At 69.2% G+C, this 22,256-nt stretch carries 23 protein-coding genes; 10 read left to right on the top strand and 13 right to left on the bottom strand.

The features are described 5' to 3' along the window. The first annotated feature begins 76 nt into the window (after window positions 1-76). Window positions 77-1,603 carry an alkaline phosphatase D family protein gene (locus ACLQ28_RS21915; protein WP_425688138.1) on the top strand — a complete coding sequence of 509 codons (1,527 nt, stop codon included), beginning with the start codon at window positions 77-79 and terminating at the stop codon, window positions 1,601-1,603. Between the two features lie 13 nt (window positions 1,604-1,616). Then, window positions 1,617-2,930 (top strand): hypothetical protein, encoded by a 1,314-nt coding sequence (locus ACLQ28_RS21910; RefSeq protein WP_425688137.1) that lies wholly within the window; start codon window positions 1,617-1,619, stop codon window positions 2,928-2,930. A gap of 59 nt (window positions 2,931-2,989) precedes the next feature. On the opposite strand, the gene ACLQ28_RS21905 is transcribed toward ACLQ28_RS21910, so the two are convergent. The 5 genes from ACLQ28_RS21905 to ACLQ28_RS21885 all read right to left on the bottom strand — a co-directional run bounded on the left by ACLQ28_RS21905 (window position 2,990) and on the right by ACLQ28_RS21885 (window position 9,063). Then, entirely contained in the window at window positions 2,990-3,916 is a 927-nt protein-coding gene (locus ACLQ28_RS21905) for an ABC transporter ATP-binding protein (RefSeq protein ID WP_425688136.1), read from the bottom strand. Next, window positions 3,913-6,939, bottom strand: coding sequence for an FtsX-like permease family protein (locus tag ACLQ28_RS21900; RefSeq protein WP_425688135.1), 3,027 nt, complete (start codon window positions 6,937-6,939; stop codon window positions 3,913-3,915). The genes ACLQ28_RS21905 and ACLQ28_RS21900 overlap by 4 nt, the downstream gene beginning before the upstream one ends. A 78-nt stretch (window positions 6,940-7,017) precedes the next feature. Next, window positions 7,018-7,665 (bottom strand): ABC transporter ATP-binding protein, encoded by a 648-nt coding sequence (locus ACLQ28_RS21895; RefSeq protein ID WP_425688134.1) that lies wholly within the window; start codon window positions 7,663-7,665, stop codon window positions 7,018-7,020. 112 nt (window positions 7,666-7,777) lie between these two features. After that, window positions 7,778-8,344 carry a TetR/AcrR family transcriptional regulator gene (locus tag ACLQ28_RS21890; protein ID WP_425688133.1) on the bottom strand — a complete coding sequence of 189 codons (567 nt, stop codon included), beginning with the start codon at window positions 8,342-8,344 and terminating at the stop codon, window positions 7,778-7,780. Between the two features lie 53 nt (window positions 8,345-8,397). Next, complete coding sequence (locus tag ACLQ28_RS21885) at window positions 8,398-9,063, bottom strand: PH domain-containing protein (protein WP_425688132.1); 666 nt, start codon at window positions 9,061-9,063, stop codon at window positions 8,398-8,400. 278 nt (window positions 9,064-9,341) lie between these two features. Between ACLQ28_RS21885 and ACLQ28_RS21880 the strand changes: the two genes are divergently transcribed. Further along, on the top strand, window positions 9,342-9,989 hold the full coding sequence (locus tag ACLQ28_RS21880) for a M23 family metallopeptidase (protein WP_425688131.1): 648 nt from the start codon (window positions 9,342-9,344) through the stop codon (window positions 9,987-9,989). A 72-nt stretch (window positions 9,990-10,061) separates the two neighbouring features. Further along, window positions 10,062-10,292 (top strand): DUF2188 domain-containing protein, encoded by a 231-nt coding sequence (locus tag ACLQ28_RS21875; RefSeq protein ID WP_425688130.1) that lies wholly within the window; start codon window positions 10,062-10,064, stop codon window positions 10,290-10,292. Between the two features lie 51 nt (window positions 10,293-10,343). Here ACLQ28_RS21875 and ACLQ28_RS21870 read toward each other — a convergent pair whose 3' ends face one another. The 4 genes from ACLQ28_RS21870 to ACLQ28_RS21855 all read right to left on the bottom strand — a co-directional run bounded on the left by ACLQ28_RS21870 (window position 10,344) and on the right by ACLQ28_RS21855 (window position 14,499). Further along, window positions 10,344-11,348: a hypothetical protein gene (locus ACLQ28_RS21870; RefSeq protein WP_425688129.1), complete on the bottom strand. Its 1,005-nt coding sequence runs from the start codon at window positions 11,346-11,348 to the stop codon at window positions 10,344-10,346. Between the two features lie 16 nt (window positions 11,349-11,364). Then, window positions 11,365-11,913: a hypothetical protein gene (locus ACLQ28_RS21865; RefSeq protein ID WP_425688128.1), complete on the bottom strand. Its 549-nt coding sequence runs from the start codon at window positions 11,911-11,913 to the stop codon at window positions 11,365-11,367. A 143-nt stretch (window positions 11,914-12,056) separates the two neighbouring features. After that, window positions 12,057-13,079, bottom strand: coding sequence for a DUF4331 family protein (locus tag ACLQ28_RS21860; RefSeq protein ID WP_425688127.1), 1,023 nt, complete (start codon window positions 13,077-13,079; stop codon window positions 12,057-12,059). A 163-nt stretch (window positions 13,080-13,242) separates the two neighbouring features. Continuing rightward, window positions 13,243-14,499, bottom strand: coding sequence for a family 16 glycosylhydrolase (locus ACLQ28_RS21855; protein ID WP_425688126.1), 1,257 nt, complete (start codon window positions 14,497-14,499; stop codon window positions 13,243-13,245). Between the two features lie 417 nt (window positions 14,500-14,916). On the opposite strand from ACLQ28_RS21855, the gene ACLQ28_RS21850 reads away from it, so the two are divergent. Further along, a complete protein-coding gene (locus ACLQ28_RS21850; protein WP_425688125.1) occupies window positions 14,917-15,315 on the top strand; it encodes a hypothetical protein in 399 nt (132 codons plus the stop codon). A gap of 24 nt (window positions 15,316-15,339) precedes the next feature. Next, window positions 15,340-15,696 carry a VOC family protein gene (locus ACLQ28_RS21845; protein WP_425688124.1) on the top strand — a complete coding sequence of 119 codons (357 nt, stop codon included), beginning with the start codon at window positions 15,340-15,342 and terminating at the stop codon, window positions 15,694-15,696. On the opposite strand, the gene ACLQ28_RS21840 is transcribed toward ACLQ28_RS21845, so the two are convergent. From ACLQ28_RS21840 to ACLQ28_RS21825, 4 genes are all read right to left on the bottom strand, one after another. Further along, window positions 15,668-15,871 carry a TetR family transcriptional regulator C-terminal domain-containing protein gene (locus ACLQ28_RS21840; protein ID WP_425688123.1) on the bottom strand — a complete coding sequence of 68 codons (204 nt, stop codon included), beginning with the start codon at window positions 15,869-15,871 and terminating at the stop codon, window positions 15,668-15,670. The genes ACLQ28_RS21845 and ACLQ28_RS21840 overlap by 29 nt on opposite strands. 25 nt (window positions 15,872-15,896) lie before the next feature. Next, a complete protein-coding gene (locus ACLQ28_RS21835) occupies window positions 15,897-16,727 on the bottom strand; it encodes an alpha/beta fold hydrolase (protein WP_425688122.1) in 831 nt (276 codons plus the stop codon). Continuing rightward, window positions 16,724-17,308, bottom strand: a complete 585-nt coding sequence (locus ACLQ28_RS21830) for a TetR/AcrR family transcriptional regulator (protein ID WP_425688121.1) — start codon at window positions 17,306-17,308, stop codon at window positions 16,724-16,726. The genes ACLQ28_RS21835 and ACLQ28_RS21830 overlap by 4 nt, the downstream gene beginning before the upstream one ends. A 112-nt stretch (window positions 17,309-17,420) precedes the next feature. Then, window positions 17,421-17,666 carry a hypothetical protein gene (locus ACLQ28_RS21825; RefSeq protein ID WP_425688239.1) on the bottom strand — a complete coding sequence of 82 codons (246 nt, stop codon included), beginning with the start codon at window positions 17,664-17,666 and terminating at the stop codon, window positions 17,421-17,423. On the opposite strand from ACLQ28_RS21825, the gene ACLQ28_RS21820 reads away from it, so the two are divergent. From ACLQ28_RS21820 to mmsB, 4 genes are all read left to right on the top strand, one after another. Continuing rightward, window positions 17,574-17,930 (top strand): hypothetical protein, encoded by a 357-nt coding sequence (locus tag ACLQ28_RS21820; RefSeq protein WP_425688235.1) that lies wholly within the window; start codon window positions 17,574-17,576, stop codon window positions 17,928-17,930. The two genes, ACLQ28_RS21825 and ACLQ28_RS21820, sit on opposite strands and share 93 nt — an antisense overlap. 402 nt (window positions 17,931-18,332) lie before the next feature. Continuing rightward, window positions 18,333-18,824 carry a hypothetical protein gene (locus ACLQ28_RS21815; protein ID WP_425688120.1) on the top strand — a complete coding sequence of 164 codons (492 nt, stop codon included), beginning with the start codon at window positions 18,333-18,335 and terminating at the stop codon, window positions 18,822-18,824. A 541-nt stretch (window positions 18,825-19,365) separates the two neighbouring features. Further along, window positions 19,366-20,913 carry a multiple monosaccharide ABC transporter ATP-binding protein gene (mmsA, locus tag ACLQ28_RS21810; RefSeq protein WP_425688119.1) on the top strand — a complete coding sequence of 516 codons (1,548 nt, stop codon included), beginning with the start codon at window positions 19,366-19,368 and terminating at the stop codon, window positions 20,911-20,913. Beyond that, complete coding sequence (mmsB, locus tag ACLQ28_RS21805) at window positions 20,910-22,208, top strand: multiple monosaccharide ABC transporter permease (RefSeq protein WP_425688118.1); 1,299 nt, start codon at window positions 20,910-20,912, stop codon at window positions 22,206-22,208. Before mmsA ends, mmsB begins: the two co-directional genes overlap by 4 nt. Window positions 22,209-22,256: the final 48 nt, after the last annotated feature.

The following is a 22,256-nucleotide window of genomic DNA, read 5'->3' as shown; positions in this document are numbered from 1 at the left end:
TGCGGACAGCCTTCCGTCATGTGGGATTACACGCCGCACCCATCGCCGTTCATCGACGTTCTCAAGGCTATTGACCATGACAAGGCTGAGTCGTCGCATTTTCGTCCTCAGTGGACTCGCGGCCGCCGGTGTCGCGGTAACACCCCGACAGGGTGCCCGCGCCGCGCTGCCGTACCCCTTCAAGCTCGGTGTCGCGTCCGGTGATCCGGCACCCGACAGCGTGGTCCTGTGGACCCGGCTGGCACCGTCGCCGCTCAACGCCGACGGGCAGGGCGGCATGGCCAACGCCGACGTGACCGTGGAGTGGCAGGTGTCCACCACCGACCGGTTCACGGCACTGGTCGCCTCGGGCTCGGTGGTCGCCCGCTACGCCGACGCGCACTCCGTGCACGCGATCGCGGGTGGGCTCGCCGCCGACTCCGATTACTACTACCGATTCCGGGCCCAGGGCCAGATCTCCCCGGTCGGTCGGACGCGGACCGCGCCGGCACCCGGCACCTTCGGCCGCGACCTGGTGATGGCCTTCGCCTCCTGCGCCCACTACGAGGCCGGCTACTACACCGCGTACCGGCGGATGGCCGAGGAGAACCCCGGGCTGATCCTGCACCTCGGGGACTACATCTACGAAGGTGGCGTCGGCAGCTCCGTGGTGCGGCAGCACGTCGGCGCCGAGATCGTGTCGCTGGCCGACTACCGCCGCCGGTACGCGCTCTACAAGTCGGACCCGGACCTGCAGGCAGCACATGCGGCGGCACCCTGGCTGGTGGTGCCGGACGACCACGAGGTGGAGAACAATTACGCCAACATGGTCCGCAACGACAGCAGCCCGACGCTGACCGCGGCCCAGTGGACCGCCCGCCGCACCGCCGCGTACCGGGCCTACTACGAGAACATGCCACTGCGGCCAGCCTCCGCGCCGAGCGGCAACAGCATCCCGCTGTACCGCCGCGTCCGGTGGGGACAACTCGCGACCTTCCACATGCTCGACACCCGGCAGTTCCGCGACGACCAGGCCTGCGGTGACGGCTGGAAGGTCTGCGCGGACGCGGACCTGGCCTTCCGATCGCTGACCGGCGCGACCCAGGAGGCGTGGCTGCTCGACGGGCTGGCTCAGCGCTACGGCACCTGGGACATCCTCGGCCAGCAGGTCTTCTTCGCCCAGCAGCTTGACGCGAGCGGTGCGGCGAGCATGGACGCCTGGGACGGCTACCGGGCCTCCCGCAGCCGGATCCAGACCGGCTGGCAGCAGCGCGGGGTGCGCAACCCCCTGGTGCTCACCGGCGACGTGCACCGGTCCTGGGCCAACGACCTCAAGGCCGACTACGCCAACCCGTCGTCGGCCACCATCGGCACCGAACTGGTGTGCACTTCGATCACCTCGACCGGTAACGGCAGCGGCAGCACCACGGTCCCGAACGCGGCGGCCAACCCGCACCTGAAGTTCTACTCGGACCGACGCGGCTACGTCCGTACCACGATCAGCCGCAGCCAGGTCCGCGCGGACTTCCGCGCGGTGAACACGGTGACCGAGCACGGGGCCGCGGCGTCCACGGTGCGCTCGTTCGTCATCCTCGACGGCCAGCCCGGCCTGCAGGCCGGGTAGAAGGAGAACCACCATGACCGCACTCACATCGCTGCTCGCCGCGTCCCTCCTGGTGCCGAACGTCGTACCGGCCCCGATCGCCGTCACCGCCGAGGCGATCACCTGGACCACCGCGAACAGCGTTGCCACCGGTGACCAGGATCTGCCCTCCATCGCCATGAACCGCAACGGTCAGGTCGCGGTGGTGTGGGAGGACGACCGGGACAGCACAGCCCCCGAGAACGACACCCACAGCGAGATCTATCTACGGCTGTTCCGCGACGGCACACCCGCGTACGAGCTCAAACTGTCCGGCGGGGGCACCAGCGGAGCCGCCTGGCGACACATCAGCCCCGATGTGGGGCTCGACGACCGGGGCAACGCCGTGGTGGTCTGGGCCGCCGACGGCGACGGCAACGGCGTCTACAACATCCAGTACCGGGTGGTCTCGCCGAGCGGCACGGTGCTCGGCTCGGGGCAGGCCAACGCCAGCGACGCCGGGCAGCAGATCTGGCCGAAGGTGGCCCTCGACCCGGACGGCGCGCCGACCACCGGCGGCGTTGGCTTCACCGTGGTCTGGGAAGACGTGCAGGGGACCGCACCCGCCACCGTCAAGGCCGCCGGCTTCACTGCCGCCACCACCAAGGCGTACGAGGTGACGGCCTCGCAGACGACGGGGACGCACCACCGCCCCGACGTGGCGGTGTCCGCCGCCGGCGAGGCGCTGGTGGTCTGGGACGAGGACGCCGACGCGAACGGCTCGTACAACATCGGGTTGACCCGGCTGGCCCGGTCCAACGGCGCGGTGGTGCTGTCCCGGCGGACGGCCAACGCGCAGAGCGGCGGGCAGCAGCAGCGGGCCTCGGTGGCGACGAACTTCGCCGGGGACTTCACCGTCGGGTGGGAGTCCGACCACAGCGGCACCCGGGGTGTCTGGGCGCGATCGTTCACCTCCACCGGCACCGCCCGACACGACGAGGTCCAGGTCTCCACCGGGACCGGAGCCGTCGCCCCCGGCGTCGGCATCGACGACCAGGACAACATCGTGGTGGGCTGGACGGAATCGGGCACCAACCCGGACGTCTGGGCGCGTGGCCTCAACCCGGACGGCACCTCCACCGGCCGGCTGGCGGCCCAGGCGCTGAGCCAGACCACGACGGGTCGGCAGGAACATCTGGCCGTCGCGACTTCTCCCTGGGGAGAGGTGAGCCTGTGCTACACCGACGACAACGACGGGAACGCCTTCGACCAGGTCATCCTCGGCCTCGGGGCGACGAACTCCACCTGGCTGATGTCCGCTGACGAACTGCGCCGGCTCAAGGCGCGGAGCAGCACGGCGGCAGGCTGAGCGGATCGGGTCTTCCGGGCCGCGTTCCGAGTAGGGGACGTGGCCCGGGGCCCGGTCGTTCAGCCGGTGCGGCGGATCTCCCCCGACGCCGCTTCGTCCCCGGACGACGACGGGCTCGCCGCGGCGCGCAGAGTGACCGCCTGGTCGACGTGCTCGACCTCGAACAACGTGCCGGCCGGGAAGGCCGCGAACGTCTCGGGTGGCAACTGGATCGTGCCATCGCCGGCCACCACGGCGAAGTCCCGGCCGTCGCGCCCCTCGGCCCCGACCCGGCCGTCCCGGATGGTGACAGCGCGACCCAGCCGGGCACCGACCTCACCGTCGTGGGTCACCACGACCACTGTGGTGCCCCGCTGGGCGTTGACGGTGGCCAGCGCCGCGAGCACCTCGTCGCGACCGGACGCGTCGAGCTGGCTGGTGGGCTCGTCGACCAGGAGCAGCCCGGGCCCGGCCGCGAGCCCCTGTGCCAGAGCAGCCCGCTGACGCTGCCCCGGAGTCAGGTCGCCCGCCCGCCGAGCGCCGTGACCGCCGAGGCCGACGAGTTCCAGGATCGCCTCCGGTGGGTCGAGCCGACGCCCGGCGATGCGCGCCGCGGGTCGCTGCGCCAACCAGACGTTGCGCGACAGCGACACGTACGGCAGCAGGTTGCGTTCGGCGCCCTGGAGCACCGTGCCGACGGTGGCCCCGCGCAGGGCCGCCAGGCCCTTGGACGAGAGCCGGGACAGCTCGTGGTCGCCCACGTGCACGCGGCCGGCGGACGGTTGCAGGAGCCCGCCGAGGATCGCCACCAGGGTGGACTTTCCCGAGCCGGACGGCCCCACCAGCGCCAGCATCTCGCCCGGCGAGATGTGCAGGTCCACGCCGGAGAGCGCGACGACGTCGCCGGTGCCGGTGGGGTAGATGTGGATGAGCCGGTGGCAGGTGACCGCCACACCCCCGGCCGGCGGCTCGGCGGTCGTCGGCCGTTCCGGCGGCTCGACGGTCATCGTCCGCTCCGACGGCGTACCGAGGCGGCGATGACCCGACCGAGCACGACCGCGGTGAGGGCGAACAGCGCGACAGTGGGCACCGCGAACACCAACAGACGGTCGATGTCCGGCCATTCGGGTATCGGGACCGGGGAGCGGCCGTCACTGAACAGCCGTTGCCCGCTTCGGGTGAGCAGCCAGATCACCAGGGTGACGAGACCGCCCGACACGGCGGCGACCGCGACCGGTAACCCGTAGCCGCCGCGGACGGCGCGTGGTGGCAACCCCTGCCGACGCAGCGCCACCAACATGGTCACCCGGGTACGCTGCTCGGCCGCCGCCATCGCGATGAGGCCGGCCGCCCCGATCAGTACCCCGGCCAGCGCGGCGAACAGGTTGAAGCGCAGCGCCAACGCCGGTGCCTGTCGATCGAAGTCCTGGCGAACTCCGGTGATCGTCCGCTCACCGACGATCGCCAGACCCTGGGCGCGAAGCCGGTCGAGGACGTCGGCGGGCGCGGTCGCGGCGAGCCACACCTCCTTGGTGCCGCTCTGGCCGGAGACCGCGATTCGATCAGCGTATTCCAGGTCGACGATCAGGCCGGCGCCACCGAGCTGCGGCAGAGCGTCGGCCACGCCCTCAACCCGGGCCTTTGTCGGTGACCCGTCGACGCCTTCGTGCGGATGAGCCCCGCCGAGCGGCGTCCCCACCGACCGGGTCAGGTAGACGGGCAGCGGGAGCGGTGAGTCGGCAACACTGATGCCGGCCGTCAGCGGACCCCCCTCCATCATCTGAAGGGACAGCGCTGGGGACGCACCGCCCGTGGCGCTGAACTCCGAGTCACTCCTCGAGCCTCGCCACCGCTTCAGATCGGCGAACTGCGTACCGGTCAGCACCACCGTGTCGGCGGAGCCATCGCCGCTGCGCAGCTCCTCGAAGTGGACAACCAAGTTCTGCCACCTCGCCTGGGCGACGACGTCCATCTTGACCAGGCGGCACTGCGGTACGCACTCGGGCACCTGAACGACGTACTCGTTGCGCCCCGGCCGGATGCCCGGGCGTGCGACGACCACCCGGGTGCCATTGGCGCTGGAGACGGTCACTGCGAGTTGCAACTGATATCCGCTGGAGGCCTTGGCGTCGAAGTTGGCCGACATGACGACGGTGAGCTGTCGCCCCCGTAGCCGCACCGGCTCCCCGGGTGGAGCGGGGCGGATGGCACGTGTGATGTCCGCGAAGGACACTCCGTACGATGGATGCGGCGCGGCCACCGCCGCCAGCCGGGCGGAGTCCACGGCGAGCACCGGTGCGCCGCCGTCGGGGAGCCTATTCGTCACGACCGCGGCCATCGCGAAGCGACCCTCGGGATCGGCCTTCCGCACGGCCGTCAACAGGTGTGAACGGGACGTCGCGTCGACCTCGACCACGCGCGCCGCGCCGACCTCCACGACCGCCCGATCGCTGTAGGCGGCCGAGGCGAGCTCGTTCATCGACGCCGTGAAGGCGAGCATGGCGACAGCGACAGTGAGCAGCGCGATCAGTGGCCGGAACCGTGGTTGCCGGGCCACCTGCACCAGGGCGAGGCCGACCGCGGTGCGGCCCCGCGCCAGCAGCGCCGCACCCACCGCGGCGCCGGCCAGCATCGCGACCCGTGCCAGCAACACCGCCGCGGCGAGCGCCCCGGCGACCGGTGCCACGAGGGCCAGCCCGCTGGGCGACCCGCCGGAGCGCAACTGCACCACGGCAGCTACCGCGATGGACACCGCCACGACGTCACCGATTGTTGCCCGCCATCCCCGTACCCGAGCCGGCACCCGACGCAGCAGGTCGATGACCGGCGCGGACAACATCCGAGCCTGGGCCAGCAGCACCGCGGCGAGCGCGCCGGCCGCGCCGATGGCGGCGAAGGCGACAACGTTGGCGTCCAGCGTGACGTCGGCGCGGGCCGGGAGGGTGTGCGCGGCGAGCAGTGTGGCAGCGGCGACGCCACCCAGGCAGCCGAGGGGGATCGCGACCAAAGCGGGTACGGCGTGTTCGCCGATCGCCAGCGCCCACAGTCGTCGGCGTTGCACCCCACGGAGCAGGAGCAGACCCTGCTCCGGTCGCCGTTGGTCCGCCGCCGAACCGACCGCGACGAACAGCACCAACCAGCAGAGCAGCACGAGCAGCCCGGCGCCCAGTGTGACGCCGTCGGCCAGTTGCCCGCGTTGCCGCTCGATGCGATCGAACAGGCTGGTCGCGGTGGTGCCGGCCCCGTAGCCCTCGCGGTTGCCGTCCCGCTGCGCCTTCATGACCGCGGCCCGCAGCTCCGGCATGGGCCGGCTGTCCAGCAGCTTCTCGGTGACGTAGAGGTCGGCCGTCGACCGATGCAGGATGGCATCGTCATCGGGCAGGGGAGCGGCCTCGGCGGTGAAGATGGCATCCGCGGCGCTGCCCGGGATCGACGTGCCGGCCGAACCTGCGGTGGCTGGCCGGATGAGTTCCCCATCGAGCCAGAACGGATCGGTCACGTCCAGCGGTCGGTAGATGCCTGTCACCCGCATCGGCACCGCGGCGAAGGTGAACTGATCGCCGACGGCGACACCGAGCCGCGCTGCGGTGTGCGTGCTGACCATGACCTCGGGGGGCTGGTCCCTCGAGGTGGTCCGGGGGCAGGCGCCGACCACGGCGACCCGTTCACACACCTGCGCTCGGAAGATCAGGCTGGAGGTCACGTTGCCGGCTCGGCCGGTGGCGACGCCACCGGTCTGAGCGCCCAGGACGATGTCGAACCCGGCCGGCGTGAGTCGCTTGACGGTTTCGGTGAACACGGTGCGGGTCGGATCACTGGGCATCCCCGGATATTCGGTGCCCTCGGTGAGCCGGATGCGAAGCTCGTTGGGCTCCGCATTGGACATCTCATACCGGGCCAGCGCCTGCCCGGCTGCGGCGACGTAGCTCGGTGCGGCCGCCGCGGCGGCGCTGGCGAGCACCGCGAGCAGGAGCACCGCCAACGCCTGTGCTCGACGGGCCGCGATCGCACCCCAGATGACGGTCAGCATTGACGCCGAGGGTATCGACCCGACCGACCGCCCGCCGCCCCGTCCGGGTGGACCGAGACCTGCCGGTTACCGGCGGCCTCAGTCGCGGATAATCTCCGCCCGCCCCTCGACGAGGTGCACCTCGGCTTCGCAGGCGGCGGCCACCTCCGGGTCGTGGGTGGCGAACACGACGGCTGCGCCCCGCAGCGCCTCGTCGTGCAGCAGGTCCAGCACCCGCTGCCGATTGCCCGCGTCCAACTCGCTCGTCACCTCGTCGGCCAGCAGCACACCGCCGCGCAGGGCCAGACCGCGAGCAATCGCCGTACGCTGCTGTTGGCCACCGGACAACTCCTCGACGAGTTGGTCGGCCTGGCCGGCAAGGCCCAGCAGATCCAACATCGCGGCGGTCTGCCGACGGGCCTCCGGCGGTGTCACGCCGTCGGCCACGAGCGCCACCTGCAGATTCTCGGCCGCGGTGAGGATCGGGGCCAGGCCGTTGTCCTGCGGGATGAGCACGATCCGCTGCTCCACCGCGTGATCACGATCGCGGAGCGGCTGCCCCTCCACGGTCACCGTGCCCTGCTGTGGCCGCAACAGCCCCGCCATCGCGTTGATCAGCGTCGTCTTGCCCGCGCCCGACGACCCGGTCAACGCCAGGACCCGTCCCGGCCGTACCGTCAGCGAGATCTCCCGGAGGACGGCCGGCGCGTTGCCGTAGCCCACTGACGCCCTGTGCATGCTCAGCATGTCCCACCGCCCTTCCTGAGCATCGACGATCCGCAGACTGCCACGGTGAGTGCGAGCCGCACAATCCCCTTCGATCTGCCGCGTCCGGGGCCAACGCCCGGCTGCGGCGGAATCAGGCGAAGATCAGGTCGAGGTGGGCGTCCAGCGCGCCCAGCGCCTGCTCGGCGGTGTACTGCCCGCCCAGGAGGTAGACACCGAGCCCTTCCATCAGCGCCAGCAGGCCGGCTGCGGCGGCGTCACCGTGGCCGTCGGGCAGGACGCTGGCGATGAACTCGGTGAACTGTCTGGTGCCCTCGCGGAGGCTGGGCGCGGCGGCTGGACGCACCGCCGTGTAGGCGAGGAACGCGAGCGCCACGCGCCCGTCGTCGCGGGTCCCCTCGTCGAGGGGCAACAGCGCCGCGATCATCGTACGCAGCAGCAACCGGGGCGCCGGGTCCACGCCCAGCCGCGCCACCGCCTCGGTGACCCTGATCTGGCTGCGTTCACGCACCACGCTCAACGCGAACGCCATCATCTCGTCCTTGGTGCGGAAGTAGTGCTGGACCATTCCGGCTGACACACCGGCCTCGGCCGCCACGTGACGGAGGCTGACGGCCTCCAGGCCCTGATCGGCGGCGACCCGCATCAACGCGTCCGCGATGAGGGTGCGTCGTTCCTGGTGATCGACCTTCTTGGGCATGGCCTCGATCGTTTCACAGTGAGCGGCCCGGACACCTCGCCCAGCGGCGGTGGCTACCGGCTGACGGTGTTGCTCACGGGAGTGCCGCGAGCGCTGCGCAGGAGGCCGTCCGGGTCGTCGGCATAAATTCGCAGCTCGTCCGTCGGCGCGGAATTACCTCTGGGAAGGTCGAAGGTCAGCGGTCGGCGGAGCACGACGTCGATGCTGGTCTGGCTGCCAACCGCGACGGACACCACCCGACGGTCGCCCTCCTGCTCGACCTGCACCGATTTGCTCGATGGCAGTGAGCGGTACCGCTTGCGCAGCGCTTCGACGTCGGTCCACGGGATCCAGATGTCGATGCCCGAGCTGAGGCGCACTCGCAGCCCTCGGTCACCCACGATGTGTGGGTGGATCGTCATGCTGGCGAAGAGCCCGATCATCCAGAGCAGACCCCAGATGCCGAGGCCGAGCACGATCCAGCGGGCAGGCCGCCATGGCACCACGTGGGTGACGACGACATCGAAGATCGGGATCTCCACGATCGACAGGCCGATGAAGATGCCGAGGATCGGTTTGACCACGCCGAGGTAGCCGAACGGCTCGTCGCCTGGGCTCAGCGGCAGTGGCCTGCGCAGCGCCCACACGTACAGGCTGCGCCACATCGCGGCCTCGGCCTCGGCGGCGCGCCGCAGCAGCGGGCCCACTCGCGCCCTGGTCGTTGCCTTCGTGTCGGTCATGGTCGTCCTCTTCGAGTAGGAGGGCGGAGAGTCAGTGGACGGTGATGGGCACCCGTTCGCCTCGCCGGATCAACTCGCCCAACCCGGCGGCCGTACCGCCGACCAGGTCGATCATGCCGGCGGTCGCCTCGGACAACGCGATCACGTGCATCGGGGTCCGTTTGCAATACGTCTGTATTGCAACCAACCATAGCGCCTTCGCGATGCGACTGCAATGTCAACCGGGTGGTGCCCGACCCAGGGCCGAGGCGTTGCCGGTATCTGTCATGCTCGGCCCGGTGACGACCGGCCGCCCGAGCAGAGCCCGCTCCCATCGCCGCGCCCGGAGCCGCGCCGCCCGCGTCCTCATCGCGCTCGTCGCGGCGGCGGCCGTCCTCGGCATCGCCGTGGTCGTCGTGCCGATGCTGCGGCCGGCGGGGCCGCGCCCGCACTTCCAGATGCCGGTCGCCTGCGGCGAGACGTGGCAACTCAGCACCTACCCCGGCCACGACGACTACGACGTCGACCTGTTCCCCACCGAGGGCGAGGCGTGGGGCCGGCCCGTGCTCGCGTCGTATGCCGGCACGGTCACCGAGGCGGGCATCAATGGGTCGCTGGGTGGCCGTACCCCGGAGAACCCGGAAGGCCCAAGGGGACGCGGCGGCGGTTACTGGGTGAAGATCGACCACGGTGGCAAGTGGGAGACGCAGTACCTGCACATGCTCGAACCACCGCTGGTCGAGGTCGGTCAGAAGGTCGCCCAGGGTGACCAGATCGGGCTACTCGGCAGCACTGGCAACTCCGGCGCACCGCATCTGCACTACGAGCAGCGGCGCGGCTGGGACAAGGTCGAGACCCACTTCGACGGTACGCCGTCGGGCATCACCACTGACGAACGCGAACAGATCCTCCGGCGGGTGAGCAACAACTGCCCGGCTGGCTCCTGAGGACGGCGGTTTGCCCGGAGCGGCTCGGGGCACTGATCTGGGAGACAGTTCAGACGCAGGGAGGAGCCAGCCATGGTCAAGGGTGACGTCGACACATACCACGAGGACGGGCAGTGGAAGAACAAGGCCGAGGGCAACGAGCGGGCCAGCAGCACGCATGACGTGAAGGCCGACGCGCAGGCCCAGGGCCGCGAGATGGCCGCCGACCGTGGCGTCGAGCACGTGGTCAAGAAGCAGGACGGCGCGATCGGGGAGAAGAACACCTACCCGCGCAGCCGCGACCCCCGCGACATCGAGGGCTGACAGCTTCCCGCGGACTGACCTCCTCGGCACCGCCGACGAGGTCAGTCCGCGTCAGCCCAGCCGGCGACCGGACGTGAGACGTGTCCGTTGTCGACGGGCGAGATGCCAGCCGACCACCACGACCAGCACCAGCAGTGCCGCGATGCCTGTCGCGTAGGCGAGCCAGACCGCTTTCGGGGACTTCTCCACCGCCATCGGCGCCGCGACGGGCAAAGTGATCCGCCCCTCCGCCTTCCGTTCCACCAGCCCACTGGCGAGGAGCACCTGTACGTCCCAGACGCCAGCGGGCAGGGATTGGTTGACCTCGATGCGGACCTTACCGCTCTGGCCCGGCAGGATCGTCACGCCGTTGGTGACCTTGAACGGCCCGGCCTGGACCGCTCCCTTGTTCAACGTCAGGCGTCCGGTCATGTCCAGAGCCCGTTCGCCGGTGTTGGTGACGTTCGCGGTGACCACGGGGAACTCGCCGACTCCGCGCTCGGCGCCCAGGTCGCCGATGCGGAAGTCCGTCGGTGGCTCGCCGCCCGGACCGATGTCCAGGTAGACGCGGATGCCCACCCGGTGCACCTGCACGACATTGCCGCTCTTCTTCGTCCCGCTGGTCACCTGCGCCCAGATGGCGGCGTACCGCTCGCCCTTGGACGCGGTCTTGGGAACGGTGATGTCCACCGCGACCGTCTCCCGCTCGCCCGGGGCGAGTTCGACGGCGGGCGTCTTCAGCTTGATCCAGCCGCTGAGCTCGTTGCCTGTGCGGCCATCGGGAATGGTGAAGGCGCTGTTCTCGACCGACGCGGCCCCGGCGTAGAGCTCGATCTTCTGCGACTCGGGGGAGTCGTTGCGCACCTCCACCCGCCGGCTGATCATCGCGCCCGGCTTGAGATGGTCGATGATGTAGACCCGGGCGCGCGGATCCTCGGCCCGTTTGGCGGGGATGTCCAACAGCTGGAGGTTGATCGCGGCAGGATCGTCCCCCGGCTCGTACCGCTGCTCCCGCGCGGCAACGGCTGGTGCCGCCGACGCCCCGAACGCTACGAGAGCGACCGAGGCCAGCAGCACCAGCCGGCCGAGCGGCTCAGACCACCGAATGTGTCACCGTCCCGGTGTAGACGCCCTCGACGGTTCCATCCGGAATGTTCACCTGCAGCGTGGGGTTCCAGCTCGCGAAGTTGTTGCCGGTGCCACCCGTCTTGGTGAAGGCGACCTTCGGGGCATTGATGATCACCGCCTGGGCTGCGGTCGGTTGACCCGGCGTGAAGGTGCCGGTGCCGGCCGTTCCGGTCGCGGGACCCGACCAGTACAGGACGTTGATGTTCGGGATCGTCTCTCCGGAGCTGCCGCCGCCGGTGACGAAGTCGGTCGAGACGACGCTGGCGGTCCAGTTCGGGGTGAGCGATCCCCGCTGGTCCAGCACGGTGACCGGACCCAGTTGGCCGGAGACGGTCGTGCCCTCGACGCCGTTGCCGATGTTCGCCGTCGCGGGCACCGTGATCGAGAGGCCACCGGCGGCGTTGACGGTGAGGGTCACGATCGTGTCGCCCGTCGTGTCCGCAGCGGCTGGCCCGGCGAGGGCGGCGGCCGCGGCGACACCGGCCAGGCCGGCGGCGAGAAGTTTCCTGCGCATCAAGTCTCCTTCGTCCTGGAAATCCCCCATGGGATGCATTGAGAAGACTATGCGGGCGAACGGGCTGTTACCGGATAAATGGGGCGTTCTCCGACCTTCGGGGAGGGTCGCGAGTTCGCGGCGTGGACCGCGTGGGTGACCTCTCAGGCCGGCACCACGTACGGGAAGCTGGCGGCGCGGGCGGCCTTTGTGGCGTCCGAGGTGAGGCCGGATGTGGTGCCGGTGTTGAGCACCAGGGAGAACATCACCTCGGGTGCGTTGTCGGCCAGGGCGCGGCCGTTGCGGATCGCGAAGCCGTAGTTGGCGGCCGTGCCGACCTTGTAGGACAGCAGATCGGGGTAGAGCTGCCGGGCGACGCTCCAGCCGTACGCCTGCGGGTCGGGGGCGGTGCCGTTGGCGGCGACGACGCCTGCGACGGCGGTGGCGATCTCCTCGCCGTCCTCGCTGAGGTCCTTGCTGGGGTGCCGGAAGTTGGCGGGGTCGGAGAAGTCGGTGTCGTGGGGCCAGAAGATCGGCCACATCATCGGGTGGCCAGCACGGTTGATCTGGCGCCATCCGCCGGCGTCGGTGGCCAGCATCGTGCGGCACCAGACGCCGATCTCGGTGCCGTCACGCAGCAGCGGCTCATCATGGGAGACCTCGAGGACGATCGACTCGACGGTCGTGCCGGCGAAGCTGTTCTTGGCCTGGTCGACTCGCCACGCTGAGCGGTCCACCCGTGAACCGTTCTTGACCGCGCCGTTGATGGTGGCGAGTTCGTCGAGGTCGATGAAGAACGGGTCGGTGATCCGTCCGGCCCAGACGCGGACGTTGCCGCCGGTCGAGACCTCGCCGGTGTGCCCCTCGGCGATGGGAGTGCCCATCGCGGCGTCGTCGCGGGCATCCGCTCCGGCGAGCTCGTACAACTGGAGGGTCTGCTTGCCGTCGCCGTCCGGCTCGCCGAAGGCGAATCGGTAGGTCAGCCCCTCCATGTCCGCGCCGTTGAAGTGAATCTTGATCTCGTAGCGCGCCTCGGCGTGGAAGCCGCGTTTGATGTCGGCCTTGGTCACCGAGCTGTTGACGTCCATGACGAACACCGTGGCGCGGTCGCCGTTGAAGACGTACAGGTCGTCGATGTAGAGCTGACCGCCCTGTGCGGCGAGGGGGGTGTCGAGGTGGTGCGACATGAGCTCACTCCCGGAGATGCCTGATTTGGATAAACCAGAACATAGCGGGCGTGATGCTGGTCCCCGCGCCATCGGCGGAATCCCGGCTCGCATAAGGGCCAGGCCTGGCGGTGGGCCGCCCGAAGCTGTTCTCGGACGGCCCACCCCGCTCGTGTCGGCGTCGTCAGACGCGGGTCCACTTCTGGTTGGCAGCGCCCACGCAGTCCCACAGGTGCAGCTTGCCGCCGTTGTTGGGGTTGGCTTCCCGTACGTCCACGCATTTGTTGGCGTTGAGGTTAACCAGGTCGCCGGAGGCGTTGAGGGTGAAGCGCTGCGCCGTGTTGCCGTTGCAGCTGACCAGGTTGACCTCGGTGCCGTTCGCGGTGCCGGCCCAGGCGGGGTCCATGCACTTGCCCATCGCGCGGACCGTCCCGTCGGAGGCGAAGGTCCACGCCTGGGCGGCGGTGGTGTTGCAGTCCCAGATCTGCAGCTTGGCGCCCTCGACCGGGTTGGCGCTGGGGATGTCGATGCAGCGACCGCTCTGCGTACCCCTGATCCGGCTGGTGCCGGGAGCCGGGTCGCCGCCACCGGGGGTGTAGCTGGACACCCGGACGTAGTTGACGAGCATCTGCTGCGGGAACTGCGTGGAGCCGTCCGGGTAGCCGGGCCAGTTCCCGCCGACCGCCACATTGAGGATCATGAAGAAGGGGTGGTCGAACACCCAACGGTTGCCGCCGAGTCGCGCGGGATCGACCCGGTGGTACTGCACCCCGTCGAGATACCAGGTGATCGCGTTCGGCTCCCAATCCACGCGGTAGGTGTGGAAGCCGTCCGCGAGCGGCCCGCCGAGAGTGCGGCTGCCGGTGATGCCGCCGCCCCCGGAGTAGCCGGGCCCGTGCACGGTGCCGTAAACGGTGTTGGGCTCCCGGCCGATGTTCTCCATGACGTCGATCTCGCCGGCGTCGGGCCAGCCGCCGCCGGTGCCGAGCATCCAGAACGCCGGCCAGATGCCCTGACCGCGCGGAATCTTGATGTTGGCCTCGAATCGGCCGTACGTCTGGGTGAAGGTGGCCGCCGTCAGCAGCCGCGCCGATGTGTACTCGCAGCGCCCGTAGTGGCACTGGTAGTTGGCGGGGTTGTCCCGGCGGGCGGTGATGACGAGGTTGCCCTGGCCGTCGTGGACGGCGTTGCTGGTGCTGTTCGTGTAGTACTGCCGCTCGTTGTTGCCCCAGCCGCTGCCGCCGATGTCGAACCGCCATTTGTTCTGGTCGACGGGCGTGCCGGCCGGCGAGTTGAACTCGTCCTGCCAGGTGATCGGGCCGATGGCGGCCTGGGCGGGGTCGGGCTGCGCCGGGACGACGAGCGCCGCGGTGGTCGCGACGAGGGCGACCGCCATGAGTACGAGAGGGCGAAAGCGGAGGCTGGGGCGGGCTGTGAACACGGGAGGCTCCTCAGCGATGGGTGGCGGAGGCTTCGTACCGGACTTGGAGAGCGCTCTCTTCAGTGAAGCATGTCGATATCATGTCTTTCTGTCAAGAGTGTTTCCAATGCGACGACCGTCCGTTACGCCCCTGATGTTGACCGGTGAGCGGCGGGCCGTCACGGCACGACCGCGGCACGACGCCGATCCATGCCTCGGATCGACGCCTCCGATTCATGTCTCCGGGATGGACGGAGCCGACCCATCGGGGAGCCTGCACGGCCACCGCCGCGGCGGCCGAGTGTTACTCGATCGCGGTCGAATCGACATTTCCTATTGCCGTGGACGTCCATGCGGGACAGGATGACGAGGCGTGCAGGAAACCTCCCCGTAACCTGCGTGCTGCTGGTCTCTGTCACAAGGAAGTGGGAGTCAGTCATGAGCGAGGCGTCGACGGCGCTGGGTGTGCGCCTCTACCCGGATCTGGTCGAGCGGGGTGGTCTGGCCCCCGCGCTCATCGAAACCGGTGCCCGGCACGGGCTCGATCTCGGCCAGGTCACCGCCCCCGAGCAGGGGCGAAGCCGGTTCACCTGTGCCGAGCTGCACTCCGACCAGGGCGTGATCTGCGTGGGTCTGGGATCGCAGGCCCGATACTTCATGATCGATATTCGGGTCTCGGGGGAAGTCCTCGCCCGGGGCGACGTCATGGACCTGCTGCAGGTCGCCCAGGTGGCCTCGGCGTGGCGGGCCGGCCTGACGATTGCCGAACTCACCGCTCGATTCCGGTTCATGGAGGAGATCAAGCACCGCTCGGCGCCGGTGGCCCAGGTCAGCTAGCCGGCGGAGTTGGCAGGAGTGGTTGTGGCCGTGCAGCGCATAGTCGCCGATCTGCACAGCGCCTCGATGGCCGAGGCGACCGCGTTCTACACCACCGTCCTCGGCCTGCGGACCGTCATGGACCTCGGCTGGATCGTCACGCTGGCTGACCCCGAGCGGCCGGAGGTGCAACTGAGCCTCCTGACCGAAGACGCCACCGCGCCCGTCGTTCCGGTCGTCTCGATCGAGGTGGCCGACGTGGATGCGAGCTACCGGGCGGCACGCGACGCCGGGGCCGAGATCGTCCACGACCTGACCGACGAACCTTGGGGTGTGCGACGGTTCTTCGTCCGAGATCCGAGCGGCCACGTCCTCAACATCCTGGCCCATCCGAAGGCGTGACGGACGCACGTCCGGTGCGGACCGCGGCCGTCCCGACCCCTCCCTTCGCCTCGATGACGACCTGCTCGATGAGGTTGATCTGCTTCTCGAGGATCTCCTGAAGCCGGCTGCGGATCTCCTCGGCCTGGTTGCTGAGTTCGAGGGCGAGGTTGCCGAACAGGCAGCCGGCGACCACCCGGCCTTGTGCTGGCCGCCGCCGGCTACCCCGTGATCTCGGCGAAGAACTGTCGCAGAGCGTCGACGACCAGGGTGGGCGCCGTCATGGTCACGAAGTGCGACTGGCCCGGCCAGACGACATGGCGCGCCGCCCGAATCGTCGTCGCGAGGGCGTTCATCGTCGTGGGCATCGGCTCCCACGTGTCAGCGCCGGCCAACAGAAGGGTCGGCACGGTGATCGAGGACCACCGGGCGATGTCCGTGCTGTCCTCGGCGAGAGCCTCGAGATCGTGCAGCCAGCCGATCGCCGAACGCCGTGCCTCGACCGGGTCGGGCGTCCGGTCGCCCGCTGCGGCAGCGAACGCGGCGACGATCTCCGCCGGAACTCGTGTCACGTCGTTCAACGCCGCTGCCATCGCCTCGGCATCGTCGCGCTCGAAGGCGGCACGGTAGCGGTCGAGCAGGGGTGCGATCTCCGCTCCGGCCGCGAACAGCGGGGGCTCGAAGATGGCCAGCGAGCGTATGTCGTGCGGATCAGCCAAGGTGGTGTGCAACGCCAGGGTCGCTCCGTAGGACGCGCCGACGAGATGGACCGTCTTGCCCGAGGGCTGGCGTGCCGCCTCGATGACCGCGCTGAGATCGGCGGTCTCGTCCTTGAAGGACTTGTGGCCGGACGGGACGTCGCTGGGGCCGTATCCGCGCCGGGCCGGCATCCACACCTCGTAGTCATTGGCGAGGTGCTCCGCGACGGTGGCCCAGGAGTGCAGCCCACCACCCGAGCCGTGCACGAGGACGACGGGGTCGCCGGCACCCAGGCGTCGAACCACCAGGCGGGTCCCGTCGGCGGACTTGACGTACTGATCGTGGCTGCTCACTTCTGCTCCTGTGTTCCGGTTGGCCAGTTGCTCAGAGTGGTGTGCATCGCGTCGAGGATCGAGTGCCACGATGCGTCGACAGCGCGGGGATGGCCGAACCCGTCGGCGTTCTCGAGACTCGCGAAGCCGTGGAATGTGCTGCGGACGAATCGGATCGCGTCGGTCAGAGCCGGCTCGTCGAGCCCGTACCCGCGCAGCATCGCGTAGCTCAGCTCGATCATGCGCAGGTGTCCGGCCGAATTCGTGCCGACCTCGGGCGGTAGCTGGAGCTGTGTAGCGGCGTACTGCCCGGGGTGCGCGACGGCGAAAGCGCGCCAGGCGTCGGCGAACCCGACGAGAGCCTGGTGGCCCGCTCGACCAGCCACGGCGATCGCCAGGTCGTCGGCGAAGGCGGCCGCAGCCCGGACCGCGACGTGCTCGATCAACGCGTCGCGACTGCGAACGTGCACGTACAGCGCGGCGTCCGAGACGCCGAAGTGCCGCGCGACGGCCGCAACGGTCAACCGCGACAGACCGACCGAGTCCGCCAGTTCGGCTGCGGCGGCCGAGACTCGGGCGCTCGTCAGACCCTGCCGTGGCATAGCGATCCTTTGTTTCACTAGGATTAAACTTAGGGATCCTAAGATAGCACCGGCCGCGAGCCTTTCTGCGGGGGCATGGACGGAGCATCCGGGGGGAAGACCGGCTGTTCCGTCATGCGAGCCGTCGTCTACGCGGACGTGTCCGGACCGTCGCCGTGCGGGAGGTGCCCGACGCGACGGTGGAGACGGAAACCGACGCACTCGCGCCCTGTGCGGCACCGACCTGCACATGTACGACGGACGGACCAGCGCCGCCCCCGGGCTTGTGCTCGGCCACGAGCCGCTGGGTGTGGTGCAGGAGGTCGGCGGCGCTGTGCAGACCGTCCGCCCGGGCACCCGGGTGGTGATCCCCACGCACCTGTTCTGCGGGACGCGTGTGATGGGCTCTCGGCGACCTGTCTCCGGGCACGGGATGAAGGGCCGGGCGCGGCGTACGGCTATGCCGGGATGGGCCCCTATCGAGGTGCGCAGGCAGACCTGCTGCGCGTGCCGTGGGCCGACGCGGGTGGCGCGTGCGTTGGGGTCTCGCGGGTCGGGTTTGGGGTGTTGGCTGGCGGGTGGCGTGCGTTGGAGTCTCGTTGGCCGGGGTTCGGGTGCTGACCCGGGCGGTGCAGCCTCGTGAGGTCACCGGACAAATGGCCTAAATGGGCGGGAAGTGGCCTTGATCCCGATGCGCCGGGGGATGATCCACTCCAGGTCGCCGACATGGGGGTATCCAAGCGGGGTGATGCCCCAACATCGCCGACATGGTGTCGATCATCGTGGTGCCGAATCGGCCAACGCGGCAAAAGCCGGACAAAAGGCATGCGCAGGTTCGGCTTTCAGGGGCCTGCATGTCTCGTCGCGGCTCGGACGGTCGTAAGTAGGGAGGATCCGGTCTGCCGGTCCCGCGTGCCCCCTCGAACCAGATTGCTCACACCGGGGACGCGCCGACTCGTACCCGTGCCCGGTGAACCGGGCGACGGCGTCGACGCCCGGCTGGACAAGGCCGGCGAGGTCGGTGCTGTCCCGATCGACTTTCGCCGTGGCGACCCGGTCCAGCAGATCCGCGCCGACCGGGCCCAGTGCCGGGCTGGCGCTCGGCGAGGAGAAGCTGGGCGGAGTCGACAAGGTCTTCGAAGCGGTCGGGTTTCAGGCCCGCGACCGGGAGCGCCCCGACCAGGAGCGTCCGGGCCAGGTCATCTCCGACGCGGCTCGGCTGGTCGACCCCACCGGCGCGAACGCGGTCGCCGGCGTCTACCCGGACCGGGATCCGCACCCCGGCCCCGGCGCGGACGGCCATGAGGATCTGATCGCAACGTGGGGGACGTTGTTCAGCAAAGGCACCGCGGTGCGGTTCGGTCGCACCCGCGACCGCCGCTACATCGTGCTGCTGCGCGACCTGGTCGTCGCTGGTCGCGCCCGGCCCAGCGTTGTCGTGACCCACCACGGCACCCTCGCCGACGCGCCGGACCTGTGCCGCAGCTCCGACCGCCGGCAGAACGGGTTAATCAAGGCGGTGCTGCACCCGAACTGACCGCTTGCTGTGGCGTCCGCGCCGCGATGCGCGGACCCCGAACTGCACGTATGGGACGCCGAGGCTGTTCTCCGCCTCCTGGTGCCGGAAGCAGGGGACGACTCTGGTCGATCCGCCCGTCGGGCAGAGGCGTGGGTCACACCGCCGGTCGAGGGTCCTCGGGGAGTCCTGGTCCCTGTGCAGGAACCCGTGCCTGATCAAGGTGACTCGATGATGGCGAGCGCGCGCCGCGCCACCGCTCGCCCGGCCGTCGCGGATCTTGCCTGGTCGGGGCCCGGTCGCCAGCGACCGGCATTGATCGACGCGCTATCGTCGTTCGACAACGTTGTCAGGAGGGGGCTAGGGTCCCCGGAGGGGCTGCGGGGGCGGCTGTGACAGGCGAACACTGTGCGACGTCTATATTGCCGGATTGTTACATTTTCAACAGGCCCTCGCCTTGCGGATGGCCCTCCGGCCGCAATACGTTGCCGTCAACAACAAAACCAAGTGAAGGTTCAACCTTCCGGAGGCAACCGATGACGTTGGCGAGGTGGTACGAGCGATGAGCGACGTGCCGATCCTCCTTGAGATGCGTTCCATCACCAAGGAGTTCCCCGGAGTCAAGGCCCTCTCCGACGTCAACCTGGTGGTTCGCGCCGGCGAGATCCATGCCATCTGTGGCGAGAACGGTGCGGGCAAGTCCACGCTGATGAAGGTGCTCAGCGGGGTCTACCCACACGGCACCTACAGCGGCCAGATCGTCTACCAGGGGTCGGAGAGCAAGTTCTCCGACATCCGGGCGAGCGAGAACGCCGGAATCGTGATCATCCACCAGGAGCTCGCGCTCATTCCAGGTATGTCGATCGCCGAGAACATCTTCCTCGGCAACGAACCGCGCAAGCGGGGCGCGATCGACTGGAAGGCCGCGAACCGGATGGCGCTGGACCTGATGGCCCGGGTTGGTCTGCAAGAGGACCCGGACACCCTGATCAAGGACATCGGTGTCGGCAAGCAGCAGCTCGTGGAGATCGCCAAGGCGTTCGCCAAGGACGTGAAGCTGCTCATCCTGGACGAGCCGACCGCAGCTCTCAACGAGGCCGACTCCCGGCACCTGTTGGACCTGCTGCGCGGTTTCCGCTCCCGGGGCATCACCTCGATCATGATCTCGCACAAGCTGAACGAGATCGAGGCGATCGCCGACCAGATCACGATCCTGCGCGACGGCCGGACCGTGGAGACCCTCGACGTCAAGGCGGACGGGGTCGACGAGGACCGGATCGTGCGCGGGATGGTCGGCCGTGAGCTGAGCAGTCGGTTCCCGGACCACACCCCGAAGATCGGTGACGTCTTCTTCGAGGTCCGCGACTGGAACGTGCGGCACCCGATCTCCGCCGAACGGCAGGTCTGCAAGAACGAGAGCTTCGTGGTGCGCCGCGGCGAGATCGTCGGCTTCGCCGGGCTGATGGGCGCGGGTCGTACGGAGTTGGCGATGAGTGTCTTCGGCCGCTCCTACGGAGTGTTCGAGTCGGGCACGATCATCAAGGACGGCAAGGAGATCGTCCTGAAGTCGGTCGCCGATGCGATCGACAACGGGCTCGCGTACGTCAGCGAGGACCGCAAGGCGATCGGCCTCAACCTGCTCGACGACATCAAGACGTCGACGGTGGCCGCCAAGCTGTCCAAGATCCGGCACCACGGCGTCCTGAACGAGGTCGAGGAATACCAGGCGGCTGAGGCGTACCGCAAGGAGTTGCGGACCAAGGCCCCGACGGTCGACGAAGGCGTCTCGAAGCTCTCCGGCGGCAACCAGCAGAAGGTCGTCCTGGCGAAGTGGATGTTCACCGACCCGGACCTGCTGATCCTCGACGAGCCGACGCGCGGCATCGATGTGGGTGCCAAGTACGAGATCTACGGCATCATCCAGCGGCTCGCCGACCAGGGGAAGGGCGTCGTCGTCATCTCCTCGGAGCTGCCTGAGCTGATCGGGCTCTGCGACCGCATCTACACCGTGTTCGAAGGCGCCATCACGGGCGAGATCGCCCGGGCCGACGCCACCCCGGAAAACCTCATGAAGCAGATGACCTCGACGAAGAAGATGGCCACACGATGAGCCGATTGAAGGACCTTCAGAAGAACCTGTTCGGAGGAACCACCTCCAACGCTCGCCAGTTTGGAATGATCTTCACTCTGGTGGCGATCGTCCTGATCTTCCAGATCTGGACCGATGGGCTGACCCTGCGGTCGGACAACCTGATCGCGCTGTTCCAGCAGAATTCGTACATCCTGATCCTGGCCATCGGCATGCTCATGGTGATCGTCGCCGGCCACATCGACCTCTCGGTCGGCTCGGTCGCCGCCTTCGCGGGCATCCTGGTCGCCAAGTCGATGACCGAGTGGAATCTGCCCTGGCCCGTCGCCATCCTGTTCGGCCTCGCGATCGGTGCCATCATCGGCGCCTGGCAGGGCTTCTGGGTGGCCTACATCGGGGTGCCGGCGTTCATCGTCACCCTGGCCGGCATGCTGCTGTTCCGCGGTGGCAACCAGTTCATCGGCAACGCGCAGAGCATTCCGGTGCCAGAGGGCTTCCGGGACATCGGCTCCGGCTTCCTGCCCGAGTTCGGTCCGAACACCGGCTACAACAACGCGACGCTGCTGCTCGGTCTGGTCGCCGCGGTGGCGGTGGTGTGGCGCGAGATCAAGGCCCGCAACACCCGTCGGGCGATGGACGCCGACCCGGCGCCCATGTGGGTCTCGATCCTGCGGATGGCCATCATGGTCGGGGTCATCGCCTTCGCCTCGCTGCGCTTCGCCAGCGGTCGCGTCGGCACCAGCTTCCCGATCTCCGGCATCATCCTGCTGGTCCTGGTCATCGCGTACTCCTTCTACACCCGCAACACGGCCGGCGGCCGGCACATCTACGCGGTGGGCGGCAACTCCCGGGCGGCTGAGCTGTCCGGCGTGAAGCTCAAGCGGGTCAACTTCTTCGTCATGATGAACATGTCCGTCCTGGCCGCGCTGGCCGGCATGATCTTCGTGGCCCGTTCGGCGGCCTCTGGACCGCAGGACGGCAACGGCTGGGAGCTGGACGCCATCGCCGCGGTCTTCATCGGTGGCGCTGCCGTCGCCGGTGGTATCGGCACCATCAGCGGATCGATCGTCGGTGGTCTCGTCATGGCCGTGCTCAACAACGGCCTCCAGCTCCAAGGCGTGGGCACCGACAAGGTCCAGATCATCAAGGGCCTCGTCCTGCTGCTGGCCGTCGCGATCGACGTCTACAACAAGAGCCAGGGGCGGTTCTCCATCATCGGAAGTCTGATGCGGCCGTTCCGCCGCGACGACTCCGCCGCACCCGCCTCACCGCCGGACGCGGAGCGCGAGCCCGCCAAGGCAGCGGTGTCCGGCTGACGGTCACCGACCTCTCCACCCCGTTTTAATTTCCAGAAAGGCAAGTCC

Source organism: Micromonospora sp. DT201 (genome assembly GCF_049841575.1).
Classification (GTDB): domain Bacteria; phylum Actinomycetota; class Actinomycetes; order Mycobacteriales; family Micromonosporaceae; genus Micromonospora.
The sequence above is the reverse complement of the archived record's forward strand: the minus strand, read 5'-3'. Positions and strand labels throughout refer to the sequence as shown.